Annotated in this window: 21 protein-coding genes; 19 read left to right on the top strand and 2 right to left on the bottom strand. The window is 71.2% G+C overall.

Annotated features, from left to right (window positions below; all coding sequences use genetic code 11):
* Positions 1–140: 140 nt before the first annotated feature.
* A complete protein-coding gene (ftsY, locus tag ACWD5Q_RS19685) occupies positions 141–1,340 on the top strand; it encodes a signal recognition particle-docking protein FtsY (protein ID WP_451428283.1) in 1,200 nt (399 codons plus the stop codon).
* 238 nt (positions 1,341–1,578) lie between these two features.
* Here ftsY and ACWD5Q_RS19690 read toward each other — a convergent pair whose 3' ends face one another.
* Positions 1,579–2,262, bottom strand: a complete 684-nt coding sequence (locus ACWD5Q_RS19690) for a bifunctional DNA primase/polymerase (RefSeq protein WP_451428284.1) — start codon at positions 2,260–2,262, stop codon at positions 1,579–1,581.
* Positions 2,263–2,700: 438 nt separating this feature from the next.
* Here ACWD5Q_RS19690 and nsdA point away from each other — a divergent pair, with 438 nt between their 5' ends.
* From nsdA to ftsH, 6 genes are all read left to right on the top strand, one after another.
* Positions 2,701–4,176: a transcriptional repressor NsdA gene (nsdA, locus tag ACWD5Q_RS19695; protein ID WP_451428285.1), complete on the top strand. Its 1,476-nt coding sequence runs from the start codon at positions 2,701–2,703 to the stop codon at positions 4,174–4,176.
* Positions 4,177–4,612: 436 nt separating this feature from the next.
* Positions 4,613–5,953 carry an ammonium transporter gene (locus ACWD5Q_RS19700; RefSeq protein WP_451428286.1) on the top strand — a complete coding sequence of 447 codons (1,341 nt, stop codon included), beginning with the start codon at positions 4,613–4,615 and terminating at the stop codon, positions 5,951–5,953.
* The gene (locus ACWD5Q_RS19705) at positions 5,950–6,288 is read left to right on the top strand and encodes a P-II family nitrogen regulator (protein WP_451428287.1); all 339 of its coding nucleotides are present in this window, start codon (positions 5,950–5,952) and stop codon (positions 6,286–6,288) included. The genes ACWD5Q_RS19700 and ACWD5Q_RS19705 overlap by 4 nt, the downstream gene beginning before the upstream one ends.
* 55 nt (positions 6,289–6,343) lie before the next feature.
* Positions 6,344–8,770: a [protein-PII] uridylyltransferase gene (locus ACWD5Q_RS19710; protein WP_451428288.1), complete on the top strand. Its 2,427-nt coding sequence runs from the start codon at positions 6,344–6,346 to the stop codon at positions 8,768–8,770.
* Positions 8,771–8,888: 118 nt separating this feature from the next.
* Entirely contained in the window at positions 8,889–10,439 is a 1,551-nt protein-coding gene (gene ffh, locus ACWD5Q_RS19715) for a signal recognition particle protein (protein ID WP_451428289.1), read from the top strand.
* A 117-nt stretch (positions 10,440–10,556) separates the two neighbouring features.
* Entirely contained in the window at positions 10,557–12,488 is a 1,932-nt protein-coding gene (gene ftsH, locus ACWD5Q_RS19720) for an ATP-dependent zinc metalloprotease FtsH (RefSeq protein ID WP_451428290.1), read from the top strand.
* A 72-nt stretch (positions 12,489–12,560) separates the two neighbouring features.
* Here ftsH and ACWD5Q_RS19725 read toward each other — a convergent pair whose 3' ends face one another.
* Positions 12,561–13,421, bottom strand: coding sequence for a class I SAM-dependent methyltransferase (locus tag ACWD5Q_RS19725; protein WP_451428291.1), 861 nt, complete (start codon positions 13,419–13,421; stop codon positions 12,561–12,563).
* Between the two features lie 225 nt (positions 13,422–13,646).
* On the opposite strand from ACWD5Q_RS19725, the gene proS reads away from it, so the two are divergent.
* From proS to ACWD5Q_RS19785, 12 genes are all read left to right on the top strand, one after another.
* The gene (proS, locus tag ACWD5Q_RS19730) at positions 13,647–15,062 is read left to right on the top strand and encodes a proline--tRNA ligase (RefSeq protein ID WP_451428292.1); all 1,416 of its coding nucleotides are present in this window, start codon (positions 13,647–13,649) and stop codon (positions 15,060–15,062) included.
* A 268-nt stretch (positions 15,063–15,330) separates the two neighbouring features.
* Positions 15,331–15,927, top strand: coding sequence for a hypothetical protein (locus ACWD5Q_RS19735; RefSeq protein ID WP_451428293.1), 597 nt, complete (start codon positions 15,331–15,333; stop codon positions 15,925–15,927).
* Between the two features lie 313 nt (positions 15,928–16,240).
* Positions 16,241–16,669, top strand: a complete 429-nt coding sequence (gene rpsP / locus ACWD5Q_RS19740) for a 30S ribosomal protein S16 (protein WP_451428294.1) — start codon at positions 16,241–16,243, stop codon at positions 16,667–16,669.
* A 2-nt stretch (positions 16,670–16,671) separates the two neighbouring features.
* Complete coding sequence (locus ACWD5Q_RS19745; RefSeq protein ID WP_451428295.1) at positions 16,672–16,911, top strand: RNA-binding protein; 240 nt, start codon at positions 16,672–16,674, stop codon at positions 16,909–16,911.
* An 83-nt stretch (positions 16,912–16,994) separates the two neighbouring features.
* The gene (gene rimM / locus ACWD5Q_RS19750; RefSeq protein ID WP_451428296.1) at positions 16,995–17,537 is read left to right on the top strand and encodes a ribosome maturation factor RimM; all 543 of its coding nucleotides are present in this window, start codon (positions 16,995–16,997) and stop codon (positions 17,535–17,537) included.
* Positions 17,537–18,370 (top strand): tRNA (guanosine(37)-N1)-methyltransferase TrmD, encoded by an 834-nt coding sequence (gene trmD / locus ACWD5Q_RS19755; RefSeq protein ID WP_451428297.1) that lies wholly within the window; start codon positions 17,537–17,539, stop codon positions 18,368–18,370. The genes rimM and trmD overlap by 1 nt, the downstream gene beginning before the upstream one ends.
* A gap of 137 nt (positions 18,371–18,507) precedes the next feature.
* Positions 18,508–18,858: a 50S ribosomal protein L19 gene (gene rplS / locus ACWD5Q_RS19760; protein WP_451428298.1), complete on the top strand. Its 351-nt coding sequence runs from the start codon at positions 18,508–18,510 to the stop codon at positions 18,856–18,858.
* Between the two features lie 45 nt (positions 18,859–18,903).
* Positions 18,904–19,644, top strand: coding sequence for a signal peptidase I (gene lepB, locus ACWD5Q_RS19765; RefSeq protein ID WP_451428299.1), 741 nt, complete (start codon positions 18,904–18,906; stop codon positions 19,642–19,644).
* Positions 19,637–20,689: a signal peptidase I gene (gene lepB, locus ACWD5Q_RS19770; protein WP_451428300.1), complete on the top strand. Its 1,053-nt coding sequence runs from the start codon at positions 19,637–19,639 to the stop codon at positions 20,687–20,689. Before lepB (ACWD5Q_RS19765) ends, lepB (ACWD5Q_RS19770) begins: the two co-directional genes overlap by 8 nt.
* Positions 20,610–21,566, top strand: coding sequence for a signal peptidase I (gene lepB, locus ACWD5Q_RS19775; RefSeq protein WP_451428301.1), 957 nt, complete (start codon positions 20,610–20,612; stop codon positions 21,564–21,566). Before lepB (ACWD5Q_RS19770) ends, lepB (ACWD5Q_RS19775) begins: the two co-directional genes overlap by 80 nt.
* Before the next feature lie 78 nt (positions 21,567–21,644).
* Positions 21,645–22,391, top strand: coding sequence for a signal peptidase I (gene lepB, locus ACWD5Q_RS19780; RefSeq protein ID WP_451428302.1), 747 nt, complete (start codon positions 21,645–21,647; stop codon positions 22,389–22,391).
* 109 nt (positions 22,392–22,500) lie between these two features.
* Positions 22,501–22,968 (top strand): NUDIX hydrolase, encoded by a 468-nt coding sequence (locus tag ACWD5Q_RS19785; protein ID WP_451428316.1) that lies wholly within the window; start codon positions 22,501–22,503, stop codon positions 22,966–22,968.
* Positions 22,969–23,002: the final 34 nt, after the last annotated feature.

Consider the following 23,002-nt stretch of genomic DNA (forward strand, 5'->3'; position numbering starts at 1 on the left):
GCACGGGAGAGGCCCCTTTCGCCTGCGCCGGCGGGACCGGCGCGAGGACCGTAACTGATGGATCGTCAGACAATCAGGGCTCCACGCCCCGGAGCCGCCGCCGAAGGGCCCGCGGGGCCGTCGCGCATACTGGACCCGTTATGGAATTCGTCATCCTTGCTGTAGTCATCGCCGTGGTCGTGCTCGGCGTGCTCGGGCTCGTCGTCGGCAGCCGCAGGAAGAAGCCGCTGCCCCCGGCGCCCCCCACGGCACCCGACATCACCGCCCCTCCGGCCGAGCCGCACGTCGGCGACGAGGCCGCGACACCGCGCGACGAGGAGCGCCGGACGATCGAGGAGGTGGATCTTCCGGCGGGCTCCGCTCCCGTCGCCGTGGAGGAGCCGCCCACCGTCGAGGCGCCCCCCATCGAGATCCCCGAGCCCACCGCCGGCCGTCTCGTCCGTCTGCGCGCCCGCCTGTCCCGCTCGCAGAACGCACTCGGCAAGGGGCTGCTCACGCTCCTGTCGCGCGAGCACCTCGACGACGAGACCTGGGAGGAGATCGAGGACACGCTGCTCACCGCCGATGTCGGAGTGCAGCCCACCCAGGAGCTGGTCGAGCGGCTGCGCGAGCGGGTACGGGTGCTCGGCACCCGCACGCCCGGGGAACTGCGCGGGCTGCTGCGCGAGGAGCTGCTCCAGCTGGTCGGCCCCGACATGGACCGTACGGTCCGCACCGAGCCCGAGACCAGCAAGCCCGGCATCGTGATGGTCGTGGGTGTCAACGGCACCGGCAAGACCACCACCACCGGCAAGCTCGCCCGCGTCCTCGTGGCCGACGGCCGCACCGTCGTCCTCGGCGCCGCCGACACCTTCCGCGCCGCCGCGGCCGACCAGCTGCAGACCTGGGGCGAGCGGGTCGGTGCGCACATCGTGCGCGGCCCGGAGAACGGGGACCCCGCCTCCGTCGCCTTCGACGCGGTCAAGGAGGCCAAGGAGATCGGCGCCGACGTCGTCCTCATCGACACGGCGGGGCGCCTGCACACCAAGACCGGCCTCATGGACGAGCTGGGCAAGGTCAAGCGTGTCGTCGAGAAGCACGCCCCGCTGGACGAGGTGCTGCTGGTCCTCGACGCCACCACCGGGCAGAACGGTCTCGTCCAGGCGCGCGTCTTCGCCGAGGTCGTGGACATCACCGGCATCGTGCTCACCAAGCTGGACGGCACGGCCAAGGGCGGCATCGTGGTCGCGGTCCAGCGTGAGCTGGACGTCCCGGTGAAGCTGATCGGTCTCGGCGAGGGTCCCGACGACCTGGCGCCGTTCGAGGCGGAGGCGTTCGTTGACGCCCTCATCGGAGAGTGACCACTTAACGGAGCGCGACCGCCACCCGTCGGTCCCGGCACGCACCGAGCAGCGCCCGTCCCCCACGATGCGGTGGGGGACGGGCGCTGTCTCTTGCGCGTACGCCATGGGATGCGCGTACGCCACGCGTACGCCATGGGATGTGCGTGCAGGCGCGGGATCCGCGTGCGGATACAGAAGGGCCCCCGCCGCATGGTGCGGATGCGGCCAAGGCCCTTCGCTGTCGCCGTCGACGGGCTCAGGGGGTGTCGGACACCGCCCATGCCCGGGAGCGGTGGGCCACATGGGCCAGTGTGCCGATCAGCAGACGCGCGGCCGGTGGTCTCGTCGCCGTGTCGAGGGCGGGGGAGCGCAGCCAGCGGACCGGGCCGAGGCCGCCACGGTCCGAGGGCGGGGCCGTGATGTGCGTCCCCGGGCCCAGGGCGTGCAGATCGAGGTCCGCGTCGTCCCACGCCATCCGGTACAGCAGCGCGGGAAGCTCGGCCGCGGAGCCGGGCGCGACGAAGAACTGGGCGCGGCCCTGCGGTGTCGCCGTGACCGGGCCGACCGGGATGCCCATGCGCTCCAGCCGGACCAGGGCGCGGCGCCCCGCCGCCTCGGCGACCTCGACCGCGTCGAACGCGCGGCCCACCGGCAGCAGCACCGCCGCGCCGGGCACCTCGGCCCAGGTCTCGGCCGCCTCGTCGAGCGTCGCGCCGGCGCGCACCACGGGGGCGAAGCTCAGCGGATGCGCTCCGGGCGCGGCACAGTCCGTGTCCCCGCAGGAACACGCCCCCGCGGTCGCCCGCGCGCCCGGTACCACGTCCCAGCCCCACAGTGCCGTGTACTCGGCCACGGCGAGGCACTCCGACGAGCGGCCCCGGCGCCGGGCACCGGGGCGGATTTCGCGGATGCTCCGCGTGCCGCCGATCGTGAAGCCCATGCTCCCTCCAACGGGTTCGGCACACCGGTGGTTACGCCCCGGAATCGGGAGGCGACACTGCGTCCGGCGCCCTCGTGCCCTGCCTGGGGCGTGTCCGGTGGTCCGCAGGGTGTGAGTTCCTGGCGCGCGCCGGTGAATACATCGCTCCACCCACTTCCGGCTGGTATGTGTCAAGTGAATCGCGCCCGGGTGGCGGCGAGTTCATTCAAAGGGGTGGCGAATGGTGGCGCTTATGGATTCGCCATGGTTGGGCGGGTGATCGTAGGACTACTTTGAGTGCACGGTTCCTGGGGACGCGTGCACGCGTGGGTATGCCGGAGGCAAGCCGGGTTCCCGTCCGGCGGCCGAGAACCGCCGGACGCGGGGTCGCGGCCACCGGCATTCTGGTAAGGCTTGGCGCACACGGCGCACAGGTGGGTTCAGGGATGGGGGCGTCCAGTGGGCGGCAACGGCGAAAGCGGGACGAACGCTGAGAAGCGCCCCAATGAGCTGCTCGGCTCGTGGTTCGAGCGCAGTGGCTGGTCGAAGGGCGAGCTGGCACGGCAAGTCAACCGAAGGGCCCGTCAGTTGGGGGCCTGCCACATCTCCACGGACACCTCCCGGGTGCGCCGCTGGCTGGACGGGGAGAACCCGCGCGAGCCGATCCCGCGCATCCTCTCGGAGCTGCTCTCCGAGCGTTTCGGCTGTGTGGTCTCCATCGAGGATCTGGGACTGCGCGCGGCCCGTCAGTCACCCTCCGTGTCCGGAGTCGACCTGCCCTGGACGGGCCCGCAGACGGTGGCGTTGATCAGCGAGTACTCGCGCAGCGACCTGATGCTGGCGCGGCGCGGCTTCCTCGGTACCTCGCTGGCCCTGTCCGCGGGCCCGTCCCTCATCGAACCCATGCAGCGCTGGCTCGTGCCGGGCCCCGCCGCCCCGCGGGAGGAGCCCGGCCCCACGCCGTCCGGGCGGGCCCGCGGCCGGCTGTCCCGGCCCGAGCTCGACCTCCTCGAGGCGACCACCGTGATGTTCCGCAAGTGGGACGCCCGGTGCGGCGGCGGACTGCGCCGCAAGGCCGTCGTCGGCCAACTGCACGAGGTGACCGACCTCCTCCAGGAACCCCAGCCCGAGGACACCGCCAGGCGCCTGTTCCAGGTCGCCGCCGAGCTGGCCCAGCTGGCGGGCTGGATGAGCTACGACGTGGGACTGCAGCCCACCGCGCAGAAGTACTTCGTCCTCGCCCTGCACGCGGCCAAGGAGGCCGGCGACAAGCCGCTCGGCTCCTACATCCTCTCCAGCATGAGTCGCCAGATGATCCATCTGGGCCGGCCGGACGACGCCCTGGAACTCATCCACCTCGCCCAGTACGGCAGCCGGGACTGTGCGAGCCCGCGCACGCAGGCGATGCTGTATGCGATGGAGGCCCGGGCGTACGCCAACATGGGCCAGCCGGGCAAGTGCAAGCGGGCCGTGCGGCTGGCCGAGGACACCTTCGGCGACGTCCAGGAGTTCGACGAGCCCGAGCCCGACTGGATCCGCTTCTTCTCCGAGCCCGAGCTGCACGCCGAGAACTCCCACTCCTACCGCGACCTCGCCTATGTCGCGGGCCGCAGCCCCAGCTACGCCTCCCTCGCCCGGCCACTGATGCAGAAGGCCGTCGACGGCTTCGCCGGGGACGGCGATCACCAGCGGTCGTACGCACTCAATCTGATCGGCATGGCCACCGTGCACCTCCTCCAGCGCGAGCCGGAACAGAGCGCGGTGCTCGTCAGGCAAGCCCTGGGCATCGCCGGAAAAGTGCGGTCCGAACGGGTCAACACTCGTATTCGAAAGACCGTCGACGCGGCCGTGCGTGATTTCGGTGATCTTGCCGAGGTCGTCGAGCTGACCGGCCATCTCGCCACCCATCTGCCCGAGACCGCCGAGGCGGTCTGACCCCCGGTCCACCGGACCGGGAGGGCACCCATGACCCCGGCCGCGGCCGCCATCCCGAACTGCCCGACTCGGCTCCCCCGTGCCAGGTCATCGGATGGCTGTCGCGGCCGGATGCATGGCCTCTCCGTCCGAAAGGACGTGACGCCCGCGGGCCCCGTCGACCGCCCCGGGCTCCCGCGCAGGACGGCCGCGGTGTCATTCCCGCGATGCCTTTCACCCCGGGTTGCGTCACGATGACGATCGACCGGGCCGACTTCCGGCCGTTCATCAACGCGTAACACGCCCGGCACCTTCGTCACTGCGGCGAAACATCGAGCGGCAACGACCGAAACCGCGCTGCGTCAATCTCAGGGCGCATAACCGGCCCGCCCCTGATGACCGGACCGCTCACAGGCTTCGCCCGCACGGGGCCGTACCAACCGACGAGGAGACGCCGATGGCACCAGCCATCATGCTTGCGGCGGACGCACCCAAGCTGTCGTCCGCCAATACCGGCTTCATGCTGATCTGCTCCGCCCTGGTCATGCTCATGACGCCCGGCCTGGCCTTCTTCTACGGAGGAATGGTCCGCGTCAAGAGCACCCTGAACATGTTGATGATGAGCTTCATCAGCCTGGGCATCGTCACCATCCTGTGGGTGCTCTACGGCTTCTCCATGGCCTTCGGCGACGACAAGGGCTCGATCGTCGGCTGGACCTCCGACTTCGTCGGCTTCAGCGGGATCGGCAAGACGGACCTCTGGCCCGGCTACACCATCCCGGTCTTCGTCTTCGCCGTCTTCCAGTTGATGTTCGCGATCATCACGCCCGCCCTGATCAGCGGCGCGCTCGCGGACCGGGTGAAGTTCACCGCCTGGTCCCTGTTCCTCGTGCTGTGGGTGACGATCGTGTACTTCCCGGTCGCCCACTGGGTCTGGGGCACCGGCGGCTGGGCCTACGAGCTGGGCGTCATCGACTTCGCCGGCGGTACGGCGGTCCACATCAACGCCGGTGCGGCGGCCCTCGGTGTGATCCTCGTCATCGGCAAGCGCGTCGGCTTCAAGAAGGACCCGATGCGTCCGCACAGCCTCCCGCTGGTCATGCTCGGCGCGGGGCTCCTGTGGTTCGGCTGGTTCGGCTTCAACGCCGGCTCCTGGCTCGGCAACGACGACGGCGTCGGCCCGCTGATGTTCGTCAACACCCAGGTCGCCACCGGCGCGGCCATGCTCGCCTGGCTCGCCTACGAGAAGATCCGCCACGGCGCGTTCACCACGCTGGGCGCCGCCTCCGGCGCCGTCGCCGGTCTGGTCGCGATCACCCCGTCCGGCGGCGCGGTCTCCCCGCTCGGCGCGATCGCCGTCGGCGCGATCGCTGGCGTCCTGTGCGCCATGGCCGTCGGCCTGAAGTACAAGTTCGGCTACGACGACTCCCTCGACGTCGTCGGCGTCCACATGGTCGGCGGCATCGCCGGCTCCCTGCTCATCGGCTTCTTCGCCAGCGGCCGGGGCCAGTCCGACGTGAAGGGCCTCTTCTACGGCGGCGGCCTCGATCAGTTCTGGAAGCAGTGCGCCGGAGTCTTCGCCGTCCTCGCCTACTCTTTGATCGCCTCCGCGATCCTCGCCTTCGTCCTCGATCGGACCCTCGGCATGCGGGTCTCCGAGGACGAGGAGATCTCCGGCATCGACCAGGCCGAGCACGCCGAGACCGCATACGACTTCAGCGGCGCGGGCGGCGGCGTCATCGCCTCCTCCGCCACGGCCGCCCCGACCGCCGCGCAGAGCAGGAAGGTGGACGCATGAAGCTCATCACCGCCGTCGTGAAACCCCACCGGCTGGACGAGATCAAAGAGGCCCTCCAGGCCTTCGGGGTGCACGGTCTGACGGTCACCGAGGCGAGCGGCTACGGCCGGCAGCGGGGACACACCGAGGTCTACCGGGGCGCCGAGTACACGGTCGACCTCGTCCCCAAGATCCGTATCGAGGTGCTCGCCGAGGACGACGACGCCGAGCAACTGATCGATCTCATCGTCAAGGCGGCCCGCACCGGCAAGATCGGAGACGGCAAGGTCTGGTCCATCCCGGTCGAGACGGCCGTCCGGGTCCGGACCGGCGAGCGCGGACCCGACGCGTTGTAAGAGCTCCGAGCACCAACGGAACAGGAGTCGCCGGGTGACGGGTACGGACGGACACATGGAAGCAGAGGGCTTGGGACCCGGCGGCTACGCGGCGGCCCGTCTGCGCCTCCTCACCGAGGGGGCGTGGTCCGGGCCGCCGCGCCGTGCCGCCCTGGCCGAACTGACGGACAGCTGGCTCGCCGGGCTGTTCACCGCCGGCGCCGAGGGACTGCGCGGGGTGTCCCTGGTCGCCGTCGGCGGCTACGGCCGCGGCGAGCTGTCCCCCCGCAGCGACCTCGATCTGCTCCTGCTGCACGACGGCGGCGACGGCAAGGCCATCGCCGCGCTGGCCGACCGCGTCTGGTACCCCGTCTGGGACCTCGGCCTCGCCCTCGACCACTCCGTCCGCACCCCCGCACAGGCCCGCAAGACCGCGGGCGAGGACCTCAAGGTGCAGCTCGGCCTGCTGGACGCCCGGCACCTCGCGGGCGATCCGGCGCTGACCGCGGGCCTGAGGACGGCCGTACTCGCCGACTGGCGCAACCAGGCGCCGAAACGGCTCCCCGAACTCCACGACCTGTGCGCCGAGCGGGCCGCCCGCCAGGGCGAGCTGCAGTACCTCCTGGAACCGGACCTCAAGGAGGCCCGGGGCGGACTGCGCGACGCCACGGCCCTGCGCGCGGTGGCCGCCTCCTGGCTCGCCGACGCCCCGCGCGAGGGGCTCGCGGACGCCCGGCGCAGGCTCCTGGACGTACGGGACGCGCTGCATCTGACCACCGGACGCGCCACCGACCGGCTCGCCCTCCAGGAACAGGACCAGGTCGCCGCCGAGCTGGACCTGCTGGACGCCGACACACTGCTGCGCCAGGTGTACGAGGCGGCGCGGGTGATCTCGTACGCCAGCGATGTGACCTGGCGCGAGGTGGGGCGCGTACTGCGCTCCCGCGGCGCCCGGCCCCGGCTGCGCGCCATGCTGGGCGGCCCGAAGCCCGTAGCCGAGCGGTCCCCGCTGGCCGAAGGCGTGGTGGAACAGGACGGCGAAGCGGTGCTCGCCCGGACCGCGCGCCCCGAACGCGACCCCGTGCTCCCGCTGCGCGCGGCCGCGGCCGCCGCGCAAGCCGGCCTCCCGCTCTCCCTGCACGCCGTACGGCGCATGGCCGGCGCCGTGCGCCCGCTGCCCACGCCCTGGCCCGCCGAGGCCCGCGAACAGCTCGTGACCCTGCTCGGTTCCGGCCGCCCGGCCATCGAGGTCTGGGAGGCCCTGGAGGCCGAGGGGCTCATCACCCGGCTGCTGCCCGACTGGGAGCGCGTGCGCTGCCGCCCGCAGCGCAACGCCGTGCACCTGTGGACCGTCGACCGGCACCTGATCGAGACGGCCGTGCGCGCCTCCGCACTGACCCGCCGGGTCGGCCGGCCCGACCTCCTCCTGGTCGCCGCGCTGCTGCACGACATCGGCAAGGGCTGGCCCGGCGACCACTCCGTGGCGGGCGAGATCATCGCCCGGGACGTGGCCGGCCGCATCGGCTTCGACCGGGACGACGTCGCCGTGCTCGCCACCCTGGTCCGCCACCATCTGCTGCTGGTGGAGACGGCGACCCGGCGCGACCTGGAGGACCCGGTCACCGTGCGCTCGGTCGCCGAGGCCGTCGGCTCACCGCACACCCTCGAACTGCTGCACGCGCTGACCGAGGCGGACGCACTGGCCACCGGGCCCGCCGCCTGGTCGTCCTGGCGGGGCGCACTGGTGACCGACCTGGTCAAGCGGGTCTCGGCGCTGCTCGCCGGAGACGAGCCCGCCGACCCGGAGGCCGCCGCGCCCACCGCCGAACAGGAACGGCTCGCCATCGAGGCGTGCCGCACGAACGGCCCCGTGCTCGCGCTGCGCGCGCAGACCGAGCCGCCCGCAAAGGACGCGGGCGGCGAGCCGGAACCCCTCGGCGTGGAGCTGCTCGTCGCCGTACCCGACCAGCCCGGTGTGCTGCCCGCGGTGGCGGGCGTCCTGGCCCTGCACCGCCTCACCGTCCGCACCGCGGAGCTGCGCACCCTGGAACTGCCCGACGGCGTCCACGACGGCTCGGTCCTGCTGCTCGACTGGCGGGTCGCGGCGGAGTACGGCTCGCTGCCGCAGGCCGCACGGCTGCGCGCCGACCTCGTACGGGCCCTGGACGGCTCCCTGGACATCGCGGCGCGCCTCGCCGAGCGGGACGCGGCCTACCCGCGCCGCCGGGGCGTGGTGGCACCCCCGCCGCGGGTGACCGTCGCCCCGGCGGCCTCCCGGCACGCCACGGTGATCGAGGTACGGGCGCACGACGTGCCGGGGCTGCTGTTCCGGATCGGACGCGCGCTGGAGAAGGCGGGCGTGCGGGTGCGCAGCGCGCATGTGTCGACGCTGGGTTCCAACGCCGTGGACGCCTTCTACGTGACCGGTGGGACGGGTGATCCGTTGCCGGGGGCGGAGGCGGCCTCGGTGGCGCGGACACTGGAGGAGACACTGCGGGCGTGACCTGCGCGGGGTGTGCCCCCGGCCGACGGCTCCGGCGGGCGGGGACGATTTGCTCGCGGGTCCGGATACCCTGGAGGGCAGTCCGAAACGACCCCGACCCCTGAGGACCGACGCCGCCGTGTTCGACACTCTCTCCGACCGCCTTAGCGCGACTTTCAAGAGCCTCCGCGGAAAAGGCAGGCTGAGCGAGGCGGACATCGACGCCACCGCGCGCGACATCCGTATCGCGCTCCTCGAAGCCGACGTGGCCCTGCCGGTCGTCCGGACCTTCATCAAGAACGTCAAGGAGCGCGCCCTCGGCGCCGAGGTCTCCAAGGCCCTGAACCCGGCCCAGCAGGTCCTCAAGATCGTCAACGACGAGCTGGTCACGATCCTCGGCGGCGAGACCCGCCGGCTGCGCTTCGCCAAGCAGCCCCCGACCGTGATCATGCTCGCGGGTCTGCAGGGTGCCGGTAAGACCACGCTCGCGGGCAAGCTCGGCCGGTGGCTGAAGGAGCAGGGCCACTCCCCGCTCCTGGTGGCCGCCGACCTCCAGCGCCCCAACGCGGTGAACCAGCTCAGCGTCGTCGCCGAGCGCGCGGGCGTGGCCGTCTACGCGCCGGAGCCGGGCAACGGCGTCGGCGACCCGGTCAAGGTCGCCAAGGACTCGATCGACCACGCGAAGACCAAGGTCCACGACATCGTGATCGTGGACACCGCGGGCCGCCTCGGCATCGACCAGGACATGATGCAGCAGGCCGCGGACATCCGCGACGCCGTACAGCCCGACGAGATCCTGTTCGTCGTCGACGCGATGATCGGTCAGGACGCCGTCAACACCGCGGAGGCGTTCCGCGACGGCGTCGGCTTCGACGGTGTGGTCCTCTCCAAGCTCGACGGCGACGCCCGCGGTGGTGCGGCCCTGTCGATCGCCTCGGTCACCGGCAAGCCGATCATGTTCGCGTCGAACGGCGAGAAACTCGACGACTTCGACGCCTTCCACCCGGACCGGATGGCCTCCCGCATCCTCGACATGGGTGACCTGCTCACCCTGATCGAGCAGGCGGAGCGGACGTTCAGCCAGGAAGAGGCCGAGAAGATGGCCTCCAAGCTGGCGTCCAAGAAGGGCCAGGACTTCACCCTGGACGACTTCCTGTCCCAGATGGAACAGGTCAGGAAGATGGGGTCGATCTCCAAGCTCCTCGGCATGCTCCCGGGCATGGGCCAGATCAAGGAGCAGATCAACAACCTCGACGAGCGGGACGTGGACCGCACGGCCGCGATCATCAAATCGATGACCCCGGGCGAGCGCCAGGACCCGACGATCATCAACGGCTCGCGCCGCGCCCGTATCGCCAAGGGTTCCGGTGTCGAGGTCAGCGCGGTCAAGAACCTCGTCGAGCGGTTCTTCGAGGCCCGCAAGATGATGTCCCGCATGGCCCAGGGCGGCGGGATGCCCGGCATGCCGGGCATCCCCGGGATGGGCGGCGGTCCCGGCCGGACGAAGAAGCAGCCGAAGAAGGCCAAGGGCAAGCAGCGCTCCGGCAACCCGATGAAGCGCAAGGAGCAGGAGCAGGAGGAGGCCGCGCGCCGCGCCGCCGCGGCCCAGGGCCCGGGCGCCTTCGGTCTGCCGCAGCAGGCCGGTCAGGACTTCGAGCTGCCCGACGAGTTCAAGAAGTTCATGGGCTGACCCGGGTTCACCGGCCGGCCCACGCGACGGTTCGTACGCCACGACACCGAGGGCGCCCCCTCCCGGGGGCGCCCTCAGCGCGTGCCGGGGTCCCCCGGTTGCCGTACCGTCCGATGTATGAGCAATGGCGCGCCACCACGCGAGACCCCGGAGAAACCGTGGCGCACCGAAGGCACGCCGGAGGAGCCGGCCAGGTGGCCGGGGGGCAGGAGGCCGCGCGGCGGCTGGTGGGGCCTGGTCGTCGCCGCGGTGGTCGTCTTCCTCGTCGCCTATGTCGCGGTGTCCTCCTACAACCGCGGCAACGAGCCGACGATCTCGTACACGGAGTTCAGCCGGCAGGTCGGTGACGGCAACGTCAACACGATCTACTCCAAGGGCGATGCCATCCAGGGGCAGCTCAAGCAGGCCCAGGCCAAGCCTCACGGCGGCGGCACGTACACCAAGTTCAAGACCCAGCGCCCCGCCTTCGCGGACGACAAGCTCTGGCAGAACCTGAACAAGCACCGGGTGACGGTGACCGCCCAGCCGGTGGTGCAGGAGCGCAGCTTCCTGTCCAATCTGCTGCTCTCCCTCGCGCCGCTGGTGATCCTGGTGGCCCTGTGGGTCTTCTTCGCCCGGCGGATCGGGGCGGGCCTGACCGGCCCGGGCGGCATGCTCGGCCGCAAGACACCGCCCAGACCGGTGGAACTGCGGCCGGGCATCCGGCGCACCACGTTCGCCGACGTGGCCGGCATCGACGAGGTCAAGGGCGAGCTGGACGACGTCGTCGACTTCCTGGAGCACCCCGACGCCTATCGCCGGATGGGCGCGAAACCACCGCGCGGGGTGCTGCTCACGGGTCCGCCGGGCACCGGCAAGACGCTGCTGGCGCGGGCGGTGGCGGGCGAGGCGGACGTGCCGTTCTTCTCCGCCTCCGCCTCGGAGTTCATCGAGATGATCGTGGGCGTCGGCGCCTCCCGTGTGCGCGAGCTGTTCGCCGAGGCCCGCAAGGTGGCCCCGTCGATCATCTTCATCGACGAGATCGACACGATCGGGCGGGCGCGTGGCGCCGGCGCCTCGGTGAGCGGTCATGACGAGCGTGAGCAGACGCTCAACCAGATCCTCACCGAGATGGACGGCTTCACCGGTTCCGAGGGCGTGATCGTCATCGCGGCGACGAACCGCGCCGACGTCCTGGATCCGGCGCTGACCCGGCCCGGCCGCTTCGACCGCGTGGTCCACGTCCTGCCGCCGGACCGCGCCGGGCGCGAGGCGATCCTCAGGATCCACAGCCGGGACATCCCGCTCGCCCCGGACGTGGACCTGGCCCAGGTAGCCCGTACGACCCCGGGCATGACCGGTGCCGAGCTGGCCAACCTCGCCAACGAGGCGGCCCTGCTGGCGGTCAAACGGAAGCAGGACCGGGTGACGCAGACGGACTTCTCGCAGGCACTGGAGAAGGTGCAGCTGGGCGCCGAACGGTCGCTGGTGATGCCGGAGGAGGAGCGCCGCAGGACCGCGTACCACGAGAGCGGGCACGCCCTGCTGGGCATGCTGCAGCCGGGCGCCGACCCGGTGCGCAAGATCACGATCGTGCCGCGCGGCCGGGCGCTCGGAGTGACGCTGTCGACCCCCGAGTCCGACAAGTACGCGTACACGGAGGAGTACCTGCGCGGCCGTATCATCGGCGCCCTCGGCGGCATGGCGGCGGAGCGGGTGGTCTACGAGGTGATCACCACGGGCTCCGAGAACGACCTCGAACAGGTCACCGCCATCGCCCGCGGCATGGTCGCCCGCTGGGGCATGAGCGAGCGGGTGGGCCGGCTGTCGGCGCTGCCGAGCGACGCGCAGCAGGCCTACGGCCTGGCGGCCGCGCCGCAGACGCTGGACGTCATCGAGATCGAGATGCGGCGCATCGTGGACGAGTGCTACGCGGAGGCGTGCCGCAAACTCCAGGACCACAGGGGCCAGTTGGACGCGCTGGCCGAGGCGCTGCTGGTCAACGAGACGTTGGAGGAGGCGGAGGCGTACCGGATCGCCGGGGTGCTGAGGGTGCGCAAGGACGACTGACCGCTCCCGGGGCCAGGGGCCCCGGCCTCCGCGCCCCGGACAGGCCCGGTCCTCACCCGGGAACCGGTCCCGCTAGGGGACACGTGCGATCAGATAGCGGAACACGTTCGGCATCCACACCGTTCCGTCCGCCCGCCGGTGCGGGTGGAGGGCTTCCGTCAGCTCCTTCTCGACCTGCTCCGGGTCCGTCGCCTCGATCGCCGCGTCGAAGAGCCCCGTCGACAGCATCCCCCGCACCGCGCTGTCCATGTCGGCGTACCCGAAGGGACAGGCGACCCGCCCCGATCCGTCCGGTCTGAGGCCCGCACGCTCCGCGGTCTCCTCCAGTCCGTCGCGCCCGGCGGGGCGCGGGCGGCCCGCCTCCGCTCCGGGGCCGGCCGGCCTGGCCGCGACGCGGAGCACGGACGCGGTGCTGCACCGCTCCAGCGGACCCCAGCCGGCGAGCACCACGGGGGTCCCGCGCCGGGCGAGCGGTGTCGCCGCCGCGAGCTGTTCCCCGAGGTCCCCGCGGTCGCCGGCCGCGTGTCCGGCCGGCCCGAACGCGGTCACCAGGGTGTACGCCGGCGATCCGGGCGCGGGTGCCGCGTCCCGGGGGGAGCCGTCGACGATCCGGGCGCCGGCACGCGCGCGTGCGCCCCGTCCCGGGGGGCGCAGCCGCTCACGCGCGAGCGCCAGCCGTTCGTCCGCGCCGCGGTCGACACCGGTGACCTCGGCGCCCCGGGAGGCGGCCAGCAACAGGGCGAGGCCGGTACCGCACCCGAGGGCCAGCAGCCGTGTTCCGGAGCCCACCTCCAGCCGGTCGTAGACGGCCTCGTAGAGCGGGACGAGCATGCGCTCCTGTATCTCGGCCCAGTCACGCGCGCGTGCACGCCGGTTCACGCGGGCAGCCGCCCCCGCGTGGGGAAGGTGCTGGTCCGCGAGCGTAGATGTCATCGAAAGCGCCCCAATCGCCGTCGGATGTCGCTCTGTTCGGTTCCGTGGCCCCCGTGACGTGCGCGCGCACTGTCCCCGTCCCCCCTCCGTATGCCAGGTAACTCCGCGCCCGTCGTGGCGTCCAGGGGGTGTGGCGCACTCCTTGTGAGCCGTCCGTGCGCCCCCGGACCACCCTGGGTGACAAATGGTTCACGGTGCCGCGAGATGTCCCCGTACCATCGCGCCATGGCGAAAACACCCGTTCTCACACCCCGGGCGGACGACTTCCCGCGCTGGTACCAGGACCTGATCGGCAAGGCCGAACTGGCCGACAACGGGCCGGTGCGCGGCACCATGGTCATCCGACCGTACGGGTACGGACTGTGGGAGCGGATGCAGGCGGAGATGGACGCCCGCATCAAGGGGACGGGCACCCAGAACGCGTACTTCCCGCTGCTGATCCCGCAGTCGTATCTCACCAGGGAGGCCGACCACGTCGAGGGCTTCGCGCCCGAACTCGCGGTGGTCACGCACGGCGGCGGCAAGGAACTGGAGGAGCCCGCGGTCGTCCGCCCCACCTCCGAGACCATCGTCAACGAGTACTTCTCCAAGTGGATCCAGAGCTACCGGGATCTGCCGCTGCTGATCAACCAGTGGGCGAACGTGGTGCGTTGGGAGCTGCGGCCGCGGCTCTTTTTGCGCACCTCCGAGTTCCTGTGGCAGGAGGGGCACACCGCGCACGCCACCTACGAGGAGGCGCGCGACTTCGCCGCCCGCATCCACCGGGGGGTCTACGAGGACTTCCTGCGGAACGTCCTCGCGATGGACGTCGTCCCCGGCCGCAAGACGGTCAAGGAGCGCTTCGCGGGCGCCATCAACACCCTCACCCTGGAAGCCATGATGGGTGACGGCAAGGCCCTGCAGATGGCCACCAGCCACGAACTCGGCCAGAACTTCGCCAAGGCCTTCCACACGCGGTATCTGTCGCGGGAAGGCAGGCAGGAGCTGGTCTGGCAGACTTCCTGGGGCTCGACGACACGGATGATCGGCGCCCTGGTGATGGCGCACGGCGACGACGACGGACTCCGCCTCCCGCCGCGCCTCGCGCACATCCAGGTCGTCGTTCTCGCGATCAAGGACGACGCCTCGGTTCTGGCCGAGGTCCGAGAGATCGGCGACCGGCTCAGGGCGGCCGGTCTGCGCGTCCAGGTGGACGATCACACCGACACCCCCTTCGGCCGCCGTGCCGTCGACTGGGAACTCAAGGGTGTGCCGGTGCGGGTCGAGATCGGTCCCCGTGACCTGGCGAACGGCACGGCGATGCTGGTCCGCCGCATCCCCGGGGGCAAGGAGCCGGTGGCGATCGACCAGCTCGCGAGCGTTCTCCCCGGGATCCTCGACGAGGACCAGGATCTGCTGCTGGCGCAGTCCCGTGAGCGCCGCGTATCCCGGACGGCGGAGGTGTCGACGATCGAGGAGGCCGTCGAGGCGGCGAGCGCCGGCGGCTGGGCGCGCATCCCGTGGGCGGCGCTCGGCGAGGACGGCGAGACCAGGCTCGCCACGCACGCGGTGACCGTGCGGTGTCTGGTGGCCGAGGACGGGTCGGTTCCCGAGGCCGACGACGCGCCGGGTAACGTCGCGGTCGTCGCGCGCGCTTACTGAAGTACCGCGCTCACTGAGGTACGGGGGAGAGCGACCTGAACGCCTCTTGCGCATCCGCAGGGCCCAGGCGCCCCGGCGCGCGGACTTCGTCTACGCGCCGGGGCGTACGCGTCACTACGCACCGGCTTGGTAGGAGCTGTGAGGCTTCTGGGCAGATCAGCGCACCCGCCCTCGTCGGGACACATCAGTCGCAACTGACGGGTACGTGCAAATTATTTGGGATGCCCCGGAATAGGAACATGGGAGCCTCCAGGCTCGTTCTCATTACGTGAGCACGACACCACCTGTTCTCGCCGCAGAGCTGGCACAGGCGTGGGCCGACATTCAACGGCACCACCCCGACCTGCCGGATCTCGCCGCGCCGGAGTCCCTGATCGGAGAGTCGTCGTCCGCTTGCGGGCACGCACTCTCCTTCGAGCGACTGCTCCATGAAGCAGTCCACGGCATCGCTGCCGCCCGCGGAGTACGCGACACCTCCCGGGCCGGCCGCTACCACAACCGCAGATTCCTCGCGATCGCCGAGGAGCTGGGCCTGGACCACCCCGAGGAGCCGCACCCGAGCAGCGGCTTCTCACTGGTGACGCTCAGCCCCGAGGCGAAACGGCGCTACCGCCCCACCATGGAGCGGCTCCAGCGCGCACTGAAGGCCCACACGGCGGCGACGGCCGAGGACACGGCCCGCACCTTCCGGGGACCGGCCGCACGGCACGGTTCCTCCGGAGGCGGCGTCCGGGTCAAGGCGGTCTGCGACTGCGGCCGCAACGTCCGTGTCGTTCCGTCGGTGCTGGCCCAGGCCCCGATCGTGTGCGGCGGCTGTGGCAAGCCGTTCCGCATCCCCGAGCCCGTGGGGGCGGCGGCGAGCTGACCGGACGGCTGCTCGTGGCAGCCGTGCTCGGCTACGTCCGCGGTGACGACGGCACCCAGTGAGCGCCGGGCGGCGTGACCCATGCCCGGGGGCCCGGCGCCGGGTGCGCCTTCGGCATGCCCGCACACGCGCCCACCGCCCCCCTCGGCTCGGGGCGCCCCGCGAGGTGTGGCACAATGGCTAGCTGTACTCGACAGCCGCACAGGACCCCTCTCTCCTCCGGCTGACGCGTCCATCGGGCCACTCGGGTACCGCAACCCCACGCGGCATCCCGTTGTGCCCCACCACGTCAAATCCAGGAGAACCCACTCCCGTGGCAGTCAAGATCAAGCTGAAGCGTCTGGGCAAGATCCGTTCGCCTCACTACCGCATCGTCGTCGCCGACTCCCGTACCCGCCGTGACGGCCGGGCCATCGAGGAGATCGGCAAGTACCACCCGACGTACAACCCGTCGGTCATCGAGGTCGACGCCGAGCGTGCGGCGTACTGGCTCGGTGTCGGCGCCCAGCCGACCGAGCCCGTGCTCGCCATCCTGAAGAAGACCGGCGACTGGCAGAAGTTCAAGGGCGAGCCCGCCCCGGCGCCGCTGCTGGTGGCCGAGCCCAAGGCCACCCGTCCGACGTTCGAGGCCGTCAGCGGCGAGGACGAGGGCAAGGGCGAGGCGATCACCCAGAAGAAGAAGGCCGAGAAGAAGGACGAGGCCCCGGCCGAGTCCGCTCCGGCCGAGTCGACCGAGGCCTGAGCATGCTCGAGGAGGCTCTCGAGCACCTCGTGAAGGGCATCGTCGACAACCCCGACGATGTGCAGGTGGCCTCGCGCACCCTGCGCCGCGGGCAAGTGCTCGAGGTCCGGGTCCACCCGGACGACCTCGGCAAGGTGATCGGCCGCAACGGCCGCACCGCACGCGCCCTGCGCACCGTCGTGGGCGCCATCGGCGGCCGCGGTGTCCGCGTCGACCTCGTCGACGTGGACCACGTCCGCTGAACGCAACGCAGCACCGGCGCGGGCCGGGGAGGGCCACTGGGCCGTCCCCGGCCCGCAGTCGTTACGACAGGAGATCTTCACAAGTGCAGCTGGTAGTAGCACGGATCGGCCGCGCCCACGGCATCAAGGGCGAGGTCACCGTGGAGGTACGTACCGACGAGCCGGAGCTGCGGCTCGCGCCCGGCGCCGTGCTCGCCACCGATCCCGCCTCCGTGGGGCCGCTCACCATCGCAACCGGCCGGGTGCACAGCGGCAACCTGCTCCTGCGGTTCGAAGGCGTGAGCGATCGCAACGCCGCCGAGGCCCTCCGCAACACCCTCCTGATCGCCGAGGTCGACCCGGACGAACTCCCCGAGGGCGAGGACGAGTACTACGACCACCAGTTGATCGACCTCGACGTCGTCACCCAGGACGGCGTGGAGGTGGGCCGCATCACGGAGGTCTCGCACCTGCCCTCGCAGGACCTGTTCGTGGTGGCGCGCGCGGACGGGACCGAGGTCATGATCCCGTTCGTCACCGAGATCGTCACCGAGATCGACCTTCAGGAACAGCGTGCGGTCATCGACCCGCCGCCGGGGCTGATCGACGACAGGGCCGAGATCGCGTCCCCGCGAGACGAGGCGTGATGCGGCTCGACGTCGTCACGATCTTCCCCGAGTACCTGGAACCGCTGAACGTCTCCCTCGTCGGCAAGGCACGCGCGCGCGGACAGCTCAAGGTGCACCTGCACGACCTGCGGTCCTGGACGTACGACCGGCACAACACCGTCGACGACACCCCGTACGGCGGCGGCCCCGGCATGGTGATGAAGACGGAGCCCTGGGGCGACGCCCTGGACTCCGTCCTCGCCGACGGCTACGAGTCCGGCTCCCACGCCCCGGCGCTGATCGTCCCCACTCCCAGCGGCCGCCCCTTCACCCAGCAACTGGCCGTCGAGCTCTCCGAGCGCCCCTGGCTGGTCTTCACGCCCGCCCGCTACGAGGGCATCGACCGCCGCGTCATCGACGAGTACGCGACCCGGATACCCGTGTACGAGGTGTCCATCGGCGACTACGTCCTCGCCGGCGGCGAGGCGGCCGTCCTCGTCATCACGGAAGCGGTGGCCCGGCTACTGCCCGGAGTCCTCGGCAACGCCGAGTCCCACCAGGACGACTCCTTCGCGCCCGGCGCGATGGCGAACCTCCTGGAGGGACCCGTCTACACCAAGCCGCCACTGTGGCGCGGACGCGAGATCCCGGACGTGCTGCTCAGCGGCCACCACGGCAGGATCGCCCGCTGGCGCCGGGACGAGGCCCTGAGACGCACGGCGGCCAACCGGCCCGATCTGATCGAGCGCTGCGAGCCCTCCGCCTTCGACAAGAAGGACCGCGAGATGCTCTCCATCCTGGGCTGGGCGCCGGACCCGGAGGGCGCGCCGCACGGCCGATTTTGGCGCAGGACCAGGGCCGTGGAAGAATAGGCCGCTGTTGTCCGCGGTCCGGCGCGCGTCCCTGCCACAGGGGGACACGGCGCCCGCCCCGACCCGGACGGCGACTTTCTTACCGAAAAACTACTTCCCGCCGATGACCTGTGGCATGGGCGAAGAAAGCAGACGAAATGTCTCACCTGCTCGACTCCGTCGACGCCGCGTCGCTGCGCAGCGACCTCCCGGCCTTCCGCCCCGGTGACACGGTCAACGTCCACGTCCGCGTCATCGAGGGCAACCGCTCCCGTGTGCAGCAGTTCAAGGGCGTGGTGATCCGCCGCCAGGGCGCCGGCGTGCGCGAGACCTTCACGGTCCGCAAGGTCTCCTTCTCCGTCGGCGTCGAGCGCACCTTCCCGGTGCACACCCCGATCGTCGAGAAGATCGAGCTGATCACCAAGGGTGACGTGCGCCGCGCCAAGCTGTACTACCTGCGCGAGCTGCGCGGCAAGGCGGCGAAGATCAAGGAGAAGCGCGAGAACTGAGCGCCTCCCGGGGCCCACATCGGGGCCGGATAGCATCTGGCCCCGATGGACACCGAAGCACAGCACACGGAGCGCGACCGCTCCTCCCACCCCGCCGACTCCGAGGAGACCTCGGACACACCGGGTGCGGAGGAAGGGTCGCGCTCCGCTTTGCTGTCCCGGATCACCGACCGGCTGCCCGGCGGACGGATCACCCTGACCGTCCTGGTCTGTCTGCTCTTCCTGTTCACCCTCGGCACCTGGGTCATCCAGCCCTTCGACATCCCCAGCGGTTCCATGGAGCGCGGATTGAGGGTCGGGGACCGCGTGCTCGTAAACAAGTTGGCGTACCGTTTCGGTTCGACACCGCAGCGGGGAGATGTCGTCGTGTTCGACGGCACCGGATACTTCGGGAGCGCCGACTACATCAAGCGGGTGGTCGGTGTGGGGGGAGACCATGTGGTCTGCTGCGACAGGGAGGGAAGGCTCGAGGTGAACGGCCGGTCGGTCGACGAGTCGTCGTTTCTGTACCCCGGGAACAGCCCGTCCGACGTCCCCTTCGACGTCGTCGTGCCCGCCGGCACGCTCTTCGTGCTCGGCGACCACCGCAGTGCCTCCAGCGACTCCCGCGACCACCTGGGCTCGCCGGGCGGCGGCATGATCCCGCTCGGCGCCGTGATCGGCAGGGCGGACTGGGTGATCTGGCCCTCCGCGGACTTCCGGCGCCTGTCCCGTCCCGACTCCTACGCGCGCGTGCCCGCCGCGGCGGCGGACGCGCGCGAGGCCGCGGACGGTGCCCATGGGTAACCGCGGAAAACCGCGCGGTCTGCCATCCGACCCCGTCGCGCAGAACCTGCTGCCCACCGGTGTGCGACGCGCCGCCGTCAGCGGCCCCACCGGGCGCAGCCGTGCCGAGCGGCGCAAGCTCCAGCGCAAGGTCAAGCGCAAGCGCAGGCGTTCCGCGGTCAGGGAGATACCGCTCCTCGTCGGCGTCGCCGTCCTCATAGCGCTGGTCCTGAAGACCTTCCTGGTGCAGGCCTTCGTGATCCCGTCGGGCTCCATGGAGAACACGATCCAGATCGGCGACCGCGTCCTCGTGGACAAGCTGACCCCGTGGTTCGGCTCCACACCGCAGCGAGGCGACGTCGTCGTCTTCCGGGATCCCGGCGACTGGCTCGCGGGCGAGAAGACGACCAAGAACAACGACCCGGTCGTCATCAAGCAGGTCAAGGAAGGGCTCACCTGGATCGGTCTGCTGCCCTCCGACAACGACAGGGACCTGATCAAGCGGGTCGTCGCGGTCGGTGGAGACACCGTCAAGTGCTGTGACGCCCAGGGTCGCGTCACCGTGAACGGCACGCCTCTGAACGAGCCGTACATTCACCCGGAAAACAAACCTTCGGACTTCTCCTTCTCGGTGACGGTGCCCCCGGGACGGCTGTGGGTCATGGGAGATCACCGGGCCAACTCGGCCGACTCGCGTTATCACCGCACGGAGAAGTTCAGCGGCACGGTCTCGGAGAAGTCCGTCGTCGGCCGCGCCGTGGTCATCGCCTGGCCCGTCGGGCACTGGACGCGCCTGAAAGAACCGGACACTTACGCGTCCGTGCCGAGCGGGTCGGCCACCGCGCTCGGTCCGTCGCATAGGCTGGCCTCCGCGGATCGATATGGATTGATCCCCCTCCCGAGCCCTGCGGAACTCCCGCTCGTTATGGGAGTGGCGGGCCTGCGCCGATTCAGGCGCCGGCGGCGGTACGGAGTGAGGAGTGGATGTGGGGGATTTGGCGGTCGGCGCACGATCCGGACACGAAGGTCCCGAGGAGAGGCCGCAGCGACCCGACGATACGGCTGACCCGGCCGCGGACGACCACAACGGCTCCGGCGGCGACCCCTCGGACGGCGATGGCGCACACGACGGCGGCGGACAGACCCCCCGGACGCCGACGCAGCGCTCCTTCTGGAAGGAACTTCCGCTCCTCATCGGCATCGCGCTGGTCCTCGCGCTGCTGATCAAGACGTTTCTGGTGCAGGCGTTCTCGATCCCCTCGGACTCGATGCAGAACACCCTCCAGCAGGGCGACCGGGTCCTCGTGGACAAGCTGACCCCGTGGTTCGGCTCCCAGCCCTCGCGCGGCGAGGTCGTCGTCTTCCACGACCCGGACAACTGGCTGGCCGGCGAGCCCACCCCGAACCCGAACGCCCTCCAGACCGCTCTGAGCTGGATCGGTCTGATGCCGTCCGCGGAGGAGAAGGACCTCATCAAGCGGGTCATCGGTGTCGCCGGCGACACCATCGAGTGCAGGAACACCGGCCCCCTGCTGGTCAACGGCAAAGCGCTGAACGAGCCCTATGTGTACCCGGGCAACACCCCGTGCACCGTCGACGACCAGGGCGGCCAGTTCAAGGTCACGGTTCCCCCGGGCAAAATCTGGGTCATGGGCGACCACCGCCAGAACTCGCTGGACTCCCGCTACCACCAGCAGGACAAGTACCAGGGCTTCGTGCCCGTGGGGAACGTCGTGGGCCGTGCGATCGTGGTCGCCTGGCCACCCACCCGCTGGAACACGCTCCCGATCCCGGACACCTTCGAGCAGGGGCTGGACGTGACCGCTCCCGCGGCCCTCGGTCTGAGCGGCGCGCTCCCGCTGGTCCTGTGGCGCCGGCGTCGCCTCACCACGCGGCTTACCGCCGGAAACCCTCGGGTTCCCGGCAGCGGTACCGCCGGGTAGGGTGCCGTCCCAGATCGCCGATCTTCCGCGGCCCCGGGCGGCCGCGAGGGTCGATTCTCCGACCTGGGGAGCACTGGGATGAGCGGGACTGGTCGTACGGGAGAGGGCCGCGGACGGCTCGGCAGCACGCTGTCGGGGCTGGCCGTGGCCCTCGGCTGTGTGCTCTTCGTCGGCGGGTTCGCCTGGGGCGCGATCGTCTACAGGCCCTACACCGTGCCGACCGAGTCCATGTCGCCCACCATCGCCGCCGGTGACCGGGTCCTCGCCCAGCGCGTCGACAGCGTGGACATCCGGCGCGGCGACGTCGTCGTCTTCCGGCAGAAGAGCTGGGGCGACATGCCGATGGTCAAGCGGGTCGTGGCGGTCGGCGGCGACACCGTCGCCTGCTGCACCGACGGCAGGCTCACCGTCGACGGCAAGGAGATCCACGAGACGTACCTGGCCAAGGGCCAGGTCGCCGAACTCAAGCAGATCCCCACGATCACCGTCCCCAAGGACCGGCTGTTCCTGCTCGGCGACGAGCGCAGCGGCTCCCTGGACTCCACGGCCCACCTGACGGAGGCCTTCAGCGGCACGGTGGCGCGCGCCGCCGTGGACGCCCGCGTGGACGCCGTGGTGTGGCCGATGAACGGCATGCTGGCCCGCCCGACGGGCTTCGAGGAACTGGGTCCCCTCTCCTCGCCGGGGCCGCTGCGGCTGATCCTCGCCGCGATCGTGGCGGGCGCGGTGCTGGTGCTGGCGGGCGGGGCGTACGGGCCGATCGCCCATCGCGCGGCCCGCAGGCGGGGCAGCGCGGTACGGACGGAGCCGGCCGGTGTCCGCTGAGGCGCCGCCGCCGTCCCTCCCCTCCCCGGACGAACGGTACGAGCCGTCTGCGGACGAGGTCGAGGACGAGGACGGCGCGGGGCACCGGGACGAGGGCGGGTCGCGGAAGGTGGCCCGGGTGGTGCTCCTCGACCCCACGGACCGCATCCTGCTGCTGCACGGGCACGAGCCGGACGACCCGGCCGACGACTGGTGGTTCACGCCCGGAGGCGGCGTGGAGGGCGACGAGACCCGTGAGCAGGCCGCGCTGCGCGAGCTGGCCGAGGAGACCGGCATCACGGATGTCGAGCTGGGACCGGTGCTGTGGCGGCGGATGTGCTCCTTCCCGTTCGCGGGCCGCCGCTGGAACCAGGACGAGTGGTACTACCTGGCCCGCACGACCCAGACGGTCACGGCCGCGCAGGCCTTGACGGAGCTGGAAAAGCGCAGTGTCACCGGAGCACGGTGGTGGACGTGCCGAGAACTGGCCCAGTCGCATGAGACGGTGTATCCGACGAGACTCGCCGAGCTGCTGCGCAGGCTGCTCGACGAAGGTCCCCCGGCCAGTCCCGAGGTCCTCGCCACCGAAATCGTCTAGGGGCACACGGGACTGGCGCACAATGGGGGGACCG

Source organism: Streptomyces sp. NPDC002513, from assembly GCF_053595355.1.

Bases quoted from the DNA above. Each gene is read 5' to 3' on its own strand.
- lepB (WP_451428300.1), top strand. From the start codon at position 19,637: ATGGGTAACCGCGGAAAACCGCGCGGTCTGCCATCCGACCCCGTCGCG.
- proS (WP_451428292.1), top strand. From the start codon at position 13,647: ATGGCGAAAACACCCGTTCTCACACCCCGGGCGGACGACTTCCCGCGC.
- ACWD5Q_RS19745 (WP_451428295.1), top strand. From the start codon at position 16,672: ATGCTCGAGGAGGCTCTCGAGCACCTCGTGAAGGGCATCGTCGACAAC.
- ACWD5Q_RS19690 (WP_451428284.1), bottom strand. From the start codon at position 2,262: ATGGGCTTCACGATCGGCGGCACGCGGAGCATCCGCGAAATCCGCCCC.
- ACWD5Q_RS19700 (WP_451428286.1), top strand. From the start codon at position 4,613: ATGGCACCAGCCATCATGCTTGCGGCGGACGCACCCAAGCTGTCGTCC.
- ftsH (WP_451428290.1), top strand. From the start codon at position 10,557: ATGAGCAATGGCGCGCCACCACGCGAGACCCCGGAGAAACCGTGGCGC.
- lepB (WP_451428302.1), top strand. From the start codon at position 21,645: ATGAGCGGGACTGGTCGTACGGGAGAGGGCCGCGGACGGCTCGGCAGC.
- lepB (WP_451428299.1), top strand. From the start codon at position 18,904: ATGGACACCGAAGCACAGCACACGGAGCGCGACCGCTCCTCCCACCCC.
- rplS (WP_451428298.1), top strand. From the start codon at position 18,508: ATGTCTCACCTGCTCGACTCCGTCGACGCCGCGTCGCTGCGCAGCGAC.
- ACWD5Q_RS19725 (WP_451428291.1), bottom strand. From the start codon at position 13,421: ATGACATCTACGCTCGCGGACCAGCACCTTCCCCACGCGGGGGCGGCT.
- trmD (WP_451428297.1), top strand. From the start codon at position 17,537: ATGCGGCTCGACGTCGTCACGATCTTCCCCGAGTACCTGGAACCGCTG.
- ACWD5Q_RS19705 (WP_451428287.1), top strand. From the start codon at position 5,950: ATGAAGCTCATCACCGCCGTCGTGAAACCCCACCGGCTGGACGAGATC.
- ftsY (WP_451428283.1), top strand. From the start codon at position 141: ATGGAATTCGTCATCCTTGCTGTAGTCATCGCCGTGGTCGTGCTCGGC.
- ACWD5Q_RS19710 (WP_451428288.1), top strand. From the start codon at position 6,344: ATGGAAGCAGAGGGCTTGGGACCCGGCGGCTACGCGGCGGCCCGTCTG.